Raw genomic sequence first — 12,992 nt, forward strand, 5'->3', positions numbered from 1 at the left:
AACTTGCAAAAGCAGGAAAAGGTCTTGGAGATGATAATTTAGAAGCTTTTTTAGTTGCTTTTACAAATTCATATGGACTAGATAGAAAATTTAATTTTCCTAACGAAAACAACAATAAAAATAATGATAAAGAACAAAATAAAGAAAATGAAAATCCTATAAATAAACAAAATAATGCTATCACAGAAAAAGAATTAAGCAATATAGAAAAATTATCAAAAGAAGCTGTATCAAAAATAACTAAAACAAAAGAAAAAGAAAAAGGAATTTCAAAACCTACAAGTTTAGGTATCAGTTAAAAGAATATAATTTATATTAATATAATAGAAATTATATTAAGTTAATATTAAGAATTTTTTATTATAATTTCAGGAAAAGATATGCCAAAGAGAAAACAAAAACAAGAGTGGTGGGAAGGCGGACTATTCGAAGAACTTTATAAAAATAAAGTTGATACACTAGATGAATATCTAAAAGGAGAAGCAGATGAAAGCAGCTTGGGAAATGACACCGAAAGAAAAAGAGAATTGGAAGAACGAAATGTCACAGAAATGGATACTAAGGGAGACTACACCATTAGAAGAAGCACAATGGCTAACGGGGATGAATATCCAATCGATTCTGATAGGCGAGAATTCCAATCCTCTATGGACACAAATAGACAGCAATACGGACTATCCAAGGGAGAAACAACCCAAAATGGAAGTATTTCAGGTAGCAATAGAATATATGAAAGAGAAGAGAAATCTAATATCTCCACTAATAACAAACGACTTAATGAACCTATTCAACTTGAATTCGATTTTACAACTGAACTTAGTAGAGATGTATCTCTCAACCTTGATAATCAATGGTTGCGACAAGGAGATGAAATACATAATGAACGATGGGATACATTGCCTACAAATAGCAAGCAAAATTCAAGAACATCTAATACTTCTAGCCTACACGAGCAAACAAGCCAAAGAGAAGATGAAGATGATGGGATTTTGGCAAATGCAGGAGAGTCTAGGAATTCCGTATTACATAGGATACAAGATAGCAAAGATCTATATGATGATAGACACAAAATATCTACCAAATGGAATGACCTGGAAGGAACTTCTAGCAGTGGGAGCATTCAAGGAGAGTTGGGCGAACAGCCAAGCAGTGAAACTAATCAAAGCAGTGGAAGATTTAGACAAAATCAGTCACCCAATGCGATACATAGTGATGAAATTACGAAAGATGAATATCATCAAAACAGACAACGAGCAGGTGGAATTTTTTCTCAAATTGAACAAAATAGCGATGGAATCATCAACGATTTACAACCTATTAGAAGAGAAACAGACAGAAAAATACAACAAGATGGAAGTTTTCAAACTAGAAGATCTAGAGAAAATAATAACAATCAAAGAGATATTAGAAACTCCACTCTAAAACTAACTTCAACCTATAAAAATGAGGATTTTATCTATCAAGATGAGATTCTCATTAAAGGTAAAAAAGATAGATTTTATAAAAATTATGAAGCTGTAAAACTCACAAAAGAACTAACTAAAATAAAAAATATTGCTATAAGCAATAATAATTTTTTTACAATTACAAAAGAAGAACAAACTATTATCTCACAATTTACAGGCTGGGGCGGTGTTAGTGAAGCTTTTGATGAAAACAATCAAAACTTCAAACAAGAAAATACACTTTTAAAAAATTTATTGACCGAAGAAGAATATAAAGAAGCAAAAGAAACTATCACAAACGCATATTTTACGCCTCAAATTTTGGTAAATACCATACATAAAGCACTTAATGAAATGGGAATTAATAGCGATAATAATAAAAAAAGAGTGCTAGAGCCGAGTGCTGGAAGTGGTGCTTTTTTAAAACCAAATCCAAATTTTGAATATTTAACTATTGAGAAAAATCATCTTAGCTCCGATATGTTATCTTTACTTTTTCCAAATCAAAAACACTACGCTATGGGATATGAAGACGACTTAGCCAATCAAAACATTACTAAATTTGATGCAATAATAGGAAATCCACCATTTGGAGAAATAGCCATTATAGATAAAAATAGAGCTTTAAAAGAAGATATTCCAAGAATGTCTCTACATAACTTTTTTGCTGCAAAATCTGCTTCACATATGCTAAAAGATGATGGAATTATGGCTTTTGTTATCTCTACTAAATTTCTAGATTCAAAAACAGATATAACAAGAAGATATATAGACAATTACGCAACTTTTTTAGGTGCTGTAAGACTACCTGAAAACACCTTTGATAGCACTCACTCATCAACTGATATTGTATTTTTTAAAAAAGGTAAAGATTTAAATTTAAACAACAATTGGCTAAATGTAGAAAATTTTAAAGATACAAATCAAATAATAAACAACTATTTTATTCAAAATCCAAACAATATTTTAGGAAATTTAGAAATTCAGATTAGATCTCACGGAGAAGAGCTAGTTTGCACAAAAAACTCAAATTTGAATTTAGAAAATGAACTAAATAGATTTGTTGAAACATTACCAAAAAATATTTATAAATTCCACAAAAATGAAACAAAAATTAATGATGAGATTTATCTTGATGAGATAATAGATGCAAATTATTATAAAGATTTAAAACAAAATAACTATTTTATATTCAATAATGAAATTTACATTAAAAAAGGCGAAATAAATAATGCAAATGGTATTCTTGCCACAAAGCCTGAACTAAAACCAGCACAACAAGAAAGAGTTAAAAATTTTATAAATTTAAGAGATGCACATAAAGAGTTAATTGAGCTTGAAAAAACGGATATTAGCGATGATGATAACCAATTAATCCAGGCAAGAGAAAAATTAAATAATTTTTTAGATATTTATCATAAAAAATGTGGTTTTTTGCATAATTCAAGCAGAAAAAGTGGAATCGACCAGGATGTAGATTACGCTAAAATTGCATCACTTGAAAAAAACTACCAAAAAGCAATAAGTCCTGAATTAGCTTTAAAAAATGGTGTCACACCAAGAAAAGAAAGCTGTGAAAAAGCAAATATTTTAATACACAGAGTAATAAAACCAAAATCAGAAATTAAATTTGACAATGAGTTTGATGGATTAATTGCCAGTATAAACAAATACGGCAAACCAAATATAGAATATATAGCTAAAACTTTAAATAAAACTAGTAATGATGTTGCAAATAGTCTAATATCTGAAAATCAAATTTTTTTAGATCCAATTAAACTATCACAAGGCGAAAAAGAATTTGTTTTATCCGCCAAATATCTATCAGGAGATGTAAGAGAAAAATTAAAAATAGCCAAAGATATAGCCAAGACTTTTCCTGAAATAAATAAAAATATAGAAAGCTTAAAAGAAGTCATTCCAACAGATTTAAAACCAAGCGAAATAGATGCACCTATGGGAGCTAGTTGGATACCGTTAAAATATTATAATGACTTTTTTGAAAGTGAATTAGGGATTTCACAAGAGTTTTGGCATTTAAGTAGAAGCAACCTAACAGGTGAGTGGAAATTTGAAGGTCAAACCCATCCTATGACTATATACAATGAAAGAAGACTTAGTTTTGAAAGATTTTCACCTTATAACATATGCACAAATGCTTTACAAAACTCCAGTATTGTCATTAAAAAAGAAACTGGCAATCAGTTAAGAGATGTTGATAGGAATTTAAGATTTGATAAAAATGGCAATCCTATGATGGAAAAAGTAGTAGATGTTGAAAAAACTCAAAAAGTTAATAGCTTAATACAAAGTGTTAGAGAAAAATTTGATAATTGGATATGGAAAGATTATGAAAGAAGAACTGATCTTTGCGAAATTTATAACAATACTTTTAATTGCTACGCACATAAACATTATGATGGAAGCGATTTAAAGCTAGATAGTTTAAACTCAAATATAAATTTAAGAAAACATCAAAAAGATGCTATTTTTAGAGCTATAAATGAGCAAAATTGCCTTTTTGATCACGAAGTTGGAGCAGGTAAAACATTAACTGCAATTTGCTCTGTAATGAAGCAAAAAGAGCTTGGAATTGCAAATAAAGCTTTAATTGCAGTGCCAAATCATCTTGTAAATCAATGGAGTGACGAATTTTATAACGCTTACCCAAATGCAAATTTGTTAATAAGTGATGAAAAATCAGTATCACCGCAAAACAGAGAAGAGTTTTTTGGCAAAATTATGAATGGAGAATATGACGCTATTATAATTTCGCATTCTCAGCTTGAAAAAATTCCAGTTCCTCCAGAAGTAGAACAAAATGTTATGAAAAGACAAATTGAAGAGTTGCAAGAAAGTATAAATTTTGCTGAAAAAAATGATGAAAATATCCGCCCTGCTTCAATAAAACAAATGCAAAAAAGATTAAATTCTTTAGAAGAAAGATTAAAAGAGAAATTAGATAAAGATAACAAATCCAAAGCTTTAAATTTTTCTGATTTAGGAATTGATTATTTAGTAGTGGATGAAAGTCATATGTATAAAAATTTGCCATTTTCTACACATTTAAAGGTAAAAGGTTTAGGAAATCAAGCAGGATCTAAAAAAGCTTTGTCTATGTATTGTTTTACAGAATATCTAAATAATAATGATAAAAAAATACTCTTTCTTACTGGAACGCCTATTTCAAACTCACTAACTGAACTATATAATATAAACAAGTATTTAATGCCTAATGATTTAGAAAAAAAAGGTATTGGCTCATTTGATGCTTGGGCAAGTAATTTTGCAAAAATAGAAAATGTGCCTGAACTAAACGCAACAGCACAAAATTTTAAAATTGTAAGTAGATTTACAGCACTTAATAATTTGCCTGAAGTGTGTGGAGCTTACGGAGAGATTGCTGATATTGTAACGAACTCAGACATTAAAAAACACTATACTCACTATGTTCCTGAAGTAAATATCATAAAAAGCGTATCGCCAATAAGCAAAGAACAAAGATTTTATATAGGTGTCCAGGATAAAGATGGAAACTATAATGAAGGCTCAATCATTGCAAGAATGGAAAAATTAGGAAGTGGCTCTTTTGATCCAAAAATAGATAATCACTTAAAATGCACGAGTGACGCAAAAAAAGCAGGAATTGACTTTAGACTAATAGATCCGAATGCACCTGATTTTGAAAAATCTAAAATGAACAACTGTGTTAAAAATATAGTAGAAGAATACCACAATTGGGATAAAGAAAAAGGAACTCAACTAGTATTCTTAGATATAGGAACACCTCGCCAAACAAATCAACTATCTACAAATTTAAATATCGATACTGAAAATAACAAACAAGAAAAAGATTTTATTAATATAAATGAAATTATTGAAGATGATGTAGATTTTGATCAAGAAGAAGATAGAGATAGCGATGAAAATTCATTTTTTCTTTATGGAGATTTATATAAAAAGCTAGTAAAAGCAGGTATTCCAAGAGAAGAGATAGCTTTTATACACGATACTGGCGGAAGCAATGCTAAAAAACAAGAGTTGTTTCAAAAAGTAAATAGTGGCGAGATAAGAATTTTAATAGGCTCAACAGCAAAAATGGGAGCTGGAACAAATGTTCAAGAACGAGTAACAGCAATACACCATTTTGATGTGCCGTGGCGACCAAGTGATTTTATTCAAAGAAATGGAAGAGTTATAAGACAAGGAAATGTTTTATTCCAAAAAGATCCTGATAATTTTAAGATAAAAGAATTTCGTTATGTAACTGAAAATACATATGATGCAGTTTCTTGGCAGATTATAGAAACTAAATCGAACTCATTAGTAAATTTTAGAAAAGGCTTAGTTGATGGCAGAACCTTGAGTGGCTTTGAAGAAGAAGCAGCAAGTGCTGCTGAAATGAAAGCTGCTGCAACTGGAAATCCACTTATAATCGATCAAGTAAAATTAAAAAGTGCTTTAGATAAAGAAGAAATTTTATATAAAAACTTTTTAAATGATATAATAAATGCCAAAGACACAATAGAAGCCAATAATAAAAAGATTGACTATCTTAAAAAAGATATTATAAATTTACAACTTGCTCAAAATACACTCAACAACAATCAAAATGAAAATTTTCAATGCATTATGTTATCTCCATATGGATCTAAATATAGCACAGAATATGAAAGAAAATTTGATATACCAAAAGACAGAAATGATGATTTTGTAAAACTAGAGCAAGAATCTATGAATAATATATTTTTAGAAAATTTTAAAAATATATCTGTATATGAAAGAAATATAATGGAAATTATGAGATATAAGGGTTTTACAATATATGGTGGATGGAGCGATAATCCAAAAGAGATATCTTTTACAATACAAGACAGAACAGATGGCAAAATAACTAATTTTTATCCTGAAAACTTACATTATAAGATAGATGACAATAACCTTTTTACTCATATTTCCTTTAATGGTTTTATAAGAAGATTAAACAATTATCTAAATAAAGAAAATCTATTAAAAGAAGAAAATAAAAACAAAGAAACAATTAAATCATTAGAAAAAAATACAGCTGATTTAAAAGTTTATTTAAATGAAAATGAAACCTATAAAAAGCAAAATATACTAAATTTATTAAGGGATGAAAATAAAATTATTATAAACGAATTAGCAAAATCATCTAAAAATCCAGCTTATAAAAGTTCATTTAAGTCAAAATTTTTAGAAAGTCAAAATTTAAAAAACAATAGGATAATAAACAATGAAAATAACCAAGAAAAAAACAAAGAAATTTTATAATTTATTTTATATTAAAATAATAGATTTTATATTACTTTAATTTTTATTATAGTATAATTTTTATAAAATAAAAAATGAGTAACAAACTTAAAAAGAAAGGATTTAAAATGGGTATAAATTTAGACTTAGATTGGGATAGAGCTATGAGTGGCGATGAATTTGAAATTTTAAGATCCAAATGCGATTACTGTGCGGATTTGATAACTCGACTTATGAGAGAGAAAAATATAGTAGATAGAAGTTATAAAAATGATGATTTGAATAATTTTTGGGATTTAACAGACAAAATTTGGCAAGAATACTCAAAAGAAAAAACCTATGATGAGTGCAAAAAGATTTTAGCAGATGAGCGAGATAGAATCATAAAAAAATATAAATTGAGATAAAAAATGACGGATTTAGAAAAATTATCAAATTTTACAGAACAAGACATAATTAATGCAGCTGATGATAGATGGAGTAGAATTTCAAAGCATTGTCATCGTCAAAACCAAACTCCAAAGCTTTATTTAGTTGGCGGACAACCAGGAGCTGGAAAATCAACAACAATTAGCAAAATACAAAGATCTATGGATAATAATTGTATTATTATAAATTTAGATGACTACAGAGCTTTACATCCAAATGCAAGAGAGATTTATGAAAAAGGTGCAAAAGATAGTGATGATTATTCAATCTATACAAATCCATTTATGAGAGAAGTTGGCGAAAAACTTATCGATAAAGCTATAGAAAATGGCTATAACGTCATACTGGAGCGAACTTTAAGCTCAACCGATACAGTAAGCAAACAATTAGATAAATTTAAGAAAAATGGATATGAGTTAAATCTCTATGTAGTAACTTGCAATAAAAATCATAGTATAAGCTCAGTTGAACAAAGATATTTACAACAAAAAGTAGATTTTGAAAAAGATAAAGAATTCCAAGAGCCACCAAGAAAAATATCCAAAGAATTTCAAAAAGAATGCTATGAAAATTTAGGAAAATCAACTCAAACATTAGCACAAAAATATGATTTTAAAGATATTGAAATTATATACAGAAGCCTACAATATAAACAACATTGTGTTTTTGATAAAAATGATAAAACTAAATTACATAATGAAGAAAAAATAGAAAAATTAATATCTCGTATAGTAAATGGAAAAAATAAAGCTATAACCAATGAAGAGTTAAATAGTATCAGCAAAGAAACAGATAAAGCAGTAAGAAATATTTTTAAACAAAAAGAAAAAAATAGTAGAGAAAATAAAAAAGAAAGTAACAAAGAAATTTTATAATTTATTTTATATTAAAATAATAGATTTTATATTTAGTATGGAGAAACAATGAAAAATAAAATTTTAATAATGAGCCTAGTTGTAGTATTTAATGCTTTACTTATAATAGGCATTTATTATAACACAGAAGATAGTATGGGTAATTATCTTATACAAATATTTATAGCTTTAGCTTTTGCAACTATAACAGAATTTTCAAGAATAATAATTTTTTATCAAAAAAAATCAAATTTTAATCTATTTCTTGTTGCATTTATTATAATGTTTTTTGCAACAGAAACAGGAAAATGGACTAGATTTTATCAAGATAAACATATTATTTATCAAGATTTTAGAGGGTTTGAAACTTTATACTATGGCGGAAAAAAAGCAATAGAAATTAATAGTGATAAAATAGGATCAGTTTGGTTTTTAAAAGAAGATGAAACAACATTTATATTGTTCGATGGGACAAAAATAGAATGCCTTAAAAACGAATGTAATATTGTAGAAAATAAGGAAAAAAATGCAACTTACAAAAGAACAAACAGCTGAAATACTAAATGCATTAGGACACCAAATCGATCGTTCTTATAAATTTAAAATAAGAGATGAACACACTCCTAGTGCTTCTATAAATCCAAAAGATGGAAAAATTAAAGATTTTGGAAGTGGATGGTATGGCGATATAGTAGATTTTTTAGTAGAATTTCACAACTATCAGCAAAAAGATGCTTTTAGAAAAATTAGCTCGATGTTAAATCTAAATACAGATAATAGTTTTACAAATTTTAAATCTTATGAAAATATCAAAAAAGAAAATTCCAGTATGCCACATTACATATCACAAAGTATAATTGATAATTTTCAAAAAGAAAGAAAAGAGAATTTCAGTAGATTTTGGGAACTTTTAAGTCAAACAATGCCAACAGCAAATAAAGAGCAAAAAAGAGAAATTGCAAAAAAATATGAAATTGGATACTCAAAAAAAGCCGATAGATTAATTATGCCAATTAAAGATGAAAATGGTAATTGCCTAACATTTTGGAAATACAACCCAACTCCAACTCCTTTTATTGGTAGTGATGGTGGTGTTATACAATTACCAAAAGTTATGTTTTCAAAAAACAGACAAAGAACCTTATTTGATATAAAAAATTTAGAAAAATTTAGTAAAAATAATGAGCCTATTTTTATTTTAGAGGGTGAAAAAGACTGCTTAAATGCACTAGCAAATGGATTTAATGCTATAACACTAGGTAGTGCAACACAAAATATAGATAATAAATTTTTAAACTATTTTAAAGATAAATATGTTGTTATAGCATATGATTTTGACGAGAGCGGAAAAAACGGTTCGAAAATTTTAGAAAAAGATTTAAAAGGCATTACTAAAAAAACTGAAATTATAGATTGGGAAAAAATAGCAAAAAAACTAGGTTTTACTGATAAATTAAAAAAAGGTTTTGATTTTACTGATTATTTAAAAATCATATCATCAAATAGTAAAATAATAGAAAAAAATATAAATTAATATTTTTTATATTAATATAACATTTTTAAAGTTAATTTAATATAAAATAAAGTATAATTATAAAAAATTTAAAAAGGAAATTTATGAAAATATCTTTACTTAATAAAAAGGGTGGAGTTGGTAAGACACCTTTTGCTTTTAGCATAGCCAAAGATTTAGATTTATTTTTACAAAGTAATGATAATTCTTGCATAGAGCAAATTTATCCAAATAAAGCTATGATCTCAAATGAAGTAAAACCATTAGATGATTGTGTTTATGACTTTGGTGGTTTTAATGCAAGTGGTGTTTTAGATATCATAAAAATCTGTAATTGTATAATAGTGCCTTGCTTACCAACATATAATTCGTTTTTAAGAACATTGGAAACAATAAAAGAAATTGAAAACATAAACCCCAATATTATAATTTTGGCAACTGATTATAAAGATGATAAAGAAAAAGATTTCTTAATGAGTGAGTTAGAAGTAAGATATAAAAACTTTCCTATATATTATTTTAAAAACTCTAAAATATTAAATAATGCAATAAATACTGGTATGTCTTTTATGGAACTTTATAATGAAAATGGTTTATCAAAAAATAGTTATGCAAATTTTATAGATGAATATAAAAAATTACTTTATAAAATTAAGGCTTATAAATAATATGTTTTATATCAATATAATAAAAGGATTTTTATGATTTTTGATGAAATGAGTGAAGAAGACAAATTATATGAAGCAAATCTAAAAAGAATGCAAGAAGAAGATGCAAAAAGAGAAAAACAAATACAAAAAGATTGGAATAAAACAGAAACACAGTTTATGGGCTGGACTATAAATTTAGCATTTTATGTTGGAATACTATACTTTTGTTTTTTTATAATATATTGGCTTGGTATTTTAGTTTTATTTTTAACTGTTTCAATAATATTATCATCTCCAATTATAAGACTTATTGGGTTTTCAAATTTTATAGATTTTTTATTATTACTTATTCTAGTTGGATTTTTTACAGTATTAACATCACCTGAAATATTAAATTACAACATTAAAATTTGGACACCTAGCTTGAATAATTCTTGGGAATTAATAAAAAATATAGGTTTTGAAAATAGTATAGGAATAGTTTTATTATCGTTTTTAATGCTAAAATTTTTTGGAAAATATATAATAAATTTGATTTTATCGATTAATATATTTTTTATAAATTTTGCTTTTAATTTTAAAAAATAAAGGATACAAAATGGCAGAAAAATTAAACATCAACATCAAAGATGCTCTTAAGCAACAAGAAGACTTACAAACCTTTAAAAAGGCAGATAAATTGGCTAAAAAGCCTAAAAGACAAACAACACAAGTAAGTATTTATTTACATAAAGATGAACTTGAATATTTAGATGATATGTGCGAAAAAGAATTTATAGCCAGAAATGCATATATGAGAAAGTTATTAGTCAAGGATATGGAGCTTAACAAAATTTTAAAAGATAAAGGTATTAACATAACAGAATTTAAAGAAACTATGATAAGAAAAGCTCTTGATATTTAGAATATTATTTATATTATTATAATAGTTTTTATATTTATATAATATAAAAACTATTCTATATTTTTATATTTTTTATTTTCTATTGGATTATCTTTTTTCTTAATCTCTAACGATCTTTTTCTACTAGATTTTTGTTTATCAAAGACTTCGTTATCATTTTTTCTATTGTCATTAATATCATCAGAATTTATGCCGATAATTTCATTAGGTGTAAAATTTTTTAATGGTTTTAGTGCCTTTTCTTTTTTATTTTCAATCGACACATCCCACATTTTTTTATAACTTGTTTTTTGACATAAAATACCAGTTTTTTTATCTCTAAATTGCACTACTACTGGTTTTTCACCTGTTATTGCAAATCTACAATAATCTCCTGTCCTTACATCGTTTTCCTGAACTACTCTTTTTAAATCATCAGCCCAAATATCTATATCTTGTCCTTTTGTAGTTCTATATCTAACATAAAAACTTTTTTTATTATTTATATCAAATTTATAATGAGCCTCTCCGTAACTTATAACTTCATAGTAGTGATTTTTATGCTCTGGTTTTTTATAATCATCTCTTAATTTTATTACCTTGTCATTTAAAAATTCATCAGTTTTAAAATTTATACTATCTTTTTTTATTGTAGCAGTTGCATCTATTTTTAAAGCTCTTAACTCTTTTGCAAAAATTGCCCGCATATATGCTAAGTCGGATTTTTTTGGATTTATTCTTTTGCCATTTTTATCTCTTACTTTTACTGCAATATGACAATGTGGATTGTCTGTATCATTGTGCATAGCTATCACGAAATAATTATTTGGATAAATTTCTTTCATAGTTTTTATGCTTGCTTCTTTTATCTTTTTTAATGGTGCATCGTTATAATCTTTCATAGAAAAAACAAAATGTAAAACTTCTCTTTTTTCTTTTAAACTATTGTTTCTTATTTCATTTTCAGTAGGAATTTCTATAATTTCATTAAAAGAATTTGACATATTTTTTAAATCATCTTTTCCAAAAAAAATATTTTCATCACTATTTTCAATTTCTAATTCGCCATTTCTAGATATATATTTCAAATGTGCCTTTAACGATCCAAAATTTTTGCTAGAGCCAGTTATTTTAATAACTACTTCAGTTTGTTTTTTTGTATAATTTTTTACAGAAAATATAGGTTGTTTTGAATGATATTTATAACTACCAATTTTATTTTTATATGAGTATGAGTTTTTTTGTTTTTTATCTAATTCGGTAAAAACTTTTTTAGCTATAAATAAATCATCAAGTTCATCTTTTTTATATTTTTTAACCATTAATTACTTTCAAATTTAATATTTTTTTATATTCAGTTATCAAATCATTTATTTCTAAAATTTTATCATCTATCTCTTTAAAAACATCAGCCAACTTATCAAAGTTTATATTAAATTCATATGATTTTTTAGTTCTAAGAAGTTTAACTATTTCATTAATATTTCTACCAAGTTTATTTAAATCATTTGTAGTATTTACCAACTCTAACATCTCTATATTATTAAAAAGTTTTTTATTTTCATCAGCCATATAATTCAATAAAATGAATTTAATTATTTGTTTAACTGAACTAAATCCATTATAAGAAGATAACATATCAAAATATTTATATTCTTTTTTTGATAAATTTACTCTAACAGATTTAAATTTACTATCATCATCTAATCTTATAATGCTTTTTTTAATATCATAGTCACTGTTAAAAAAATTATAGATAGCAGCATTAACAATAGATGAAAAATTATAGCCAATATCTTTACTTATAAGCTCTTCAATATTTTTATAGTTTTCAGCATCAATTCTAATTGTTTTTAAAACTTTTTTATCCATTTATATCCTTATGAGCTTCGCAGAAATTCGCCTTTTTGGTTTTATAATGTATTACATTTAAACCAAAAAGGCTAT

General features: G+C 26.1%; 11 protein-coding genes. 9 read left to right on the forward strand and 2 right to left on the reverse strand.

Annotated features, from left to right (window positions below):
• The 9 genes from HMPREF9309_RS08075 to HMPREF9309_RS08115 form a co-directional block, all read left to right on the forward strand.
• On the forward strand, positions 1-299 hold a 299-nt coding region (locus tag HMPREF9309_RS08075), incomplete at its 5' end, for a hypothetical protein (protein ID WP_016647448.1).
• 81 nt (positions 300-380) lie between these two features.
• A complete protein-coding gene (locus HMPREF9309_RS08080; protein ID WP_016647449.1) occupies positions 381-6,737 on the forward strand; it encodes an SNF2-related protein in 6,357 nt (2,118 codons plus the stop codon).
• A 107-nt stretch (positions 6,738-6,844) separates the two neighbouring features.
• Positions 6,845-7,123, forward strand: coding sequence for a calponin homology domain-containing protein (locus HMPREF9309_RS08085; RefSeq protein WP_016647450.1), 279 nt, complete (start codon positions 6,845-6,847; stop codon positions 7,121-7,123).
• A 3-nt stretch (positions 7,124-7,126) separates the two neighbouring features.
• Complete coding sequence (locus HMPREF9309_RS08090; protein WP_016647451.1) at positions 7,127-8,020, forward strand: zeta toxin family protein; 894 nt, start codon at positions 7,127-7,129, stop codon at positions 8,018-8,020.
• 48 nt (positions 8,021-8,068) lie between these two features.
• On the forward strand, positions 8,069-8,554 hold the full coding sequence (locus tag HMPREF9309_RS08095) for a hypothetical protein (protein WP_016647452.1): 486 nt from the start codon (positions 8,069-8,071) through the stop codon (positions 8,552-8,554).
• On the forward strand, positions 8,526-9,533 hold the full coding sequence (locus HMPREF9309_RS08100) for a toprim domain-containing protein (RefSeq protein WP_016647453.1): 1,008 nt from the start codon (positions 8,526-8,528) through the stop codon (positions 9,531-9,533). Before HMPREF9309_RS08095 ends, HMPREF9309_RS08100 begins: the two co-directional genes overlap by 29 nt.
• Positions 9,534-9,616: 83 nt before the next feature.
• Positions 9,617-10,180: a hypothetical protein gene (locus tag HMPREF9309_RS08105; RefSeq protein WP_012108043.1), complete on the forward strand. Its 564-nt coding sequence runs from the start codon at positions 9,617-9,619 to the stop codon at positions 10,178-10,180.
• A gap of 33 nt (positions 10,181-10,213) precedes the next feature.
• Positions 10,214-10,750, forward strand: coding sequence for a hypothetical protein (locus HMPREF9309_RS08110; RefSeq protein ID WP_012108042.1), 537 nt, complete (start codon positions 10,214-10,216; stop codon positions 10,748-10,750).
• A 10-nt stretch (positions 10,751-10,760) separates the two neighbouring features.
• Positions 10,761-11,066, forward strand: a complete 306-nt coding sequence (locus HMPREF9309_RS08115) for a hypothetical protein (protein ID WP_016647454.1) — start codon at positions 10,761-10,763, stop codon at positions 11,064-11,066.
• A 50-nt stretch (positions 11,067-11,116) separates the two neighbouring features.
• Here the strand turns inward: HMPREF9309_RS08115 and mobP1 are convergent, their stop codons facing one another.
• Positions 11,117-12,367: a MobP1 family relaxase gene (mobP1, locus tag HMPREF9309_RS08120; protein ID WP_011991606.1), complete on the reverse strand. Its 1,251-nt coding sequence runs from the start codon at positions 12,365-12,367 to the stop codon at positions 11,117-11,119.
• Positions 12,360-12,917, reverse strand: coding sequence for a hypothetical protein (locus HMPREF9309_RS08125; protein WP_016647455.1), 558 nt, complete (start codon positions 12,915-12,917; stop codon positions 12,360-12,362). Before HMPREF9309_RS08125 ends, mobP1 begins: the two co-directional genes overlap by 8 nt.
• Positions 12,918-12,992: the final 75 nt, after the last annotated feature.

This window comes from Campylobacter ureolyticus ACS-301-V-Sch3b (assembly GCF_000413435.1).
Lineage (GTDB): Bacteria > Campylobacterota > Campylobacteria > Campylobacterales > Campylobacteraceae > Campylobacter_B > Campylobacter_B ureolyticus_A.

Excerpts from the sequence above, each read along its gene's own strand:
- HMPREF9309_RS08105 (WP_012108043.1), top strand. The coding sequence starts at position 9,617 with ATGAAAATATCTTTACTTAATAAAAAGGGTGGAGTTGGTAAGACACCT.
- HMPREF9309_RS08095 (WP_016647452.1), top strand. The coding sequence starts at position 8,069 with ATGAAAAATAAAATTTTAATAATGAGCCTAGTTGTAGTATTTAATGCT.
- HMPREF9309_RS08080 (WP_016647449.1), top strand. The coding sequence starts at position 381 with ATGCCAAAGAGAAAACAAAAACAAGAGTGGTGGGAAGGCGGACTATTC.
- HMPREF9309_RS08100 (WP_016647453.1), top strand. The coding sequence starts at position 8,526 with ATGCAACTTACAAAAGAACAAACAGCTGAAATACTAAATGCATTAGGA.
- HMPREF9309_RS08110 (WP_012108042.1), top strand. The coding sequence starts at position 10,214 with ATGATTTTTGATGAAATGAGTGAAGAAGACAAATTATATGAAGCAAAT.
- HMPREF9309_RS08125 (WP_016647455.1), bottom strand. The coding sequence starts at position 12,917 with ATGGATAAAAAAGTTTTAAAAACAATTAGAATTGATGCTGAAAACTAT.
- HMPREF9309_RS08115 (WP_016647454.1), top strand. The coding sequence starts at position 10,761 with ATGGCAGAAAAATTAAACATCAACATCAAAGATGCTCTTAAGCAACAA.
- HMPREF9309_RS08090 (WP_016647451.1), top strand. The coding sequence starts at position 7,127 with ATGACGGATTTAGAAAAATTATCAAATTTTACAGAACAAGACATAATT.
- mobP1 (WP_011991606.1), bottom strand. The coding sequence starts at position 12,367 with ATGGTTAAAAAATATAAAAAAGATGAACTTGATGATTTATTTATAGCT.
- HMPREF9309_RS08085 (WP_016647450.1), top strand. The coding sequence starts at position 6,845 with ATGGGTATAAATTTAGACTTAGATTGGGATAGAGCTATGAGTGGCGAT.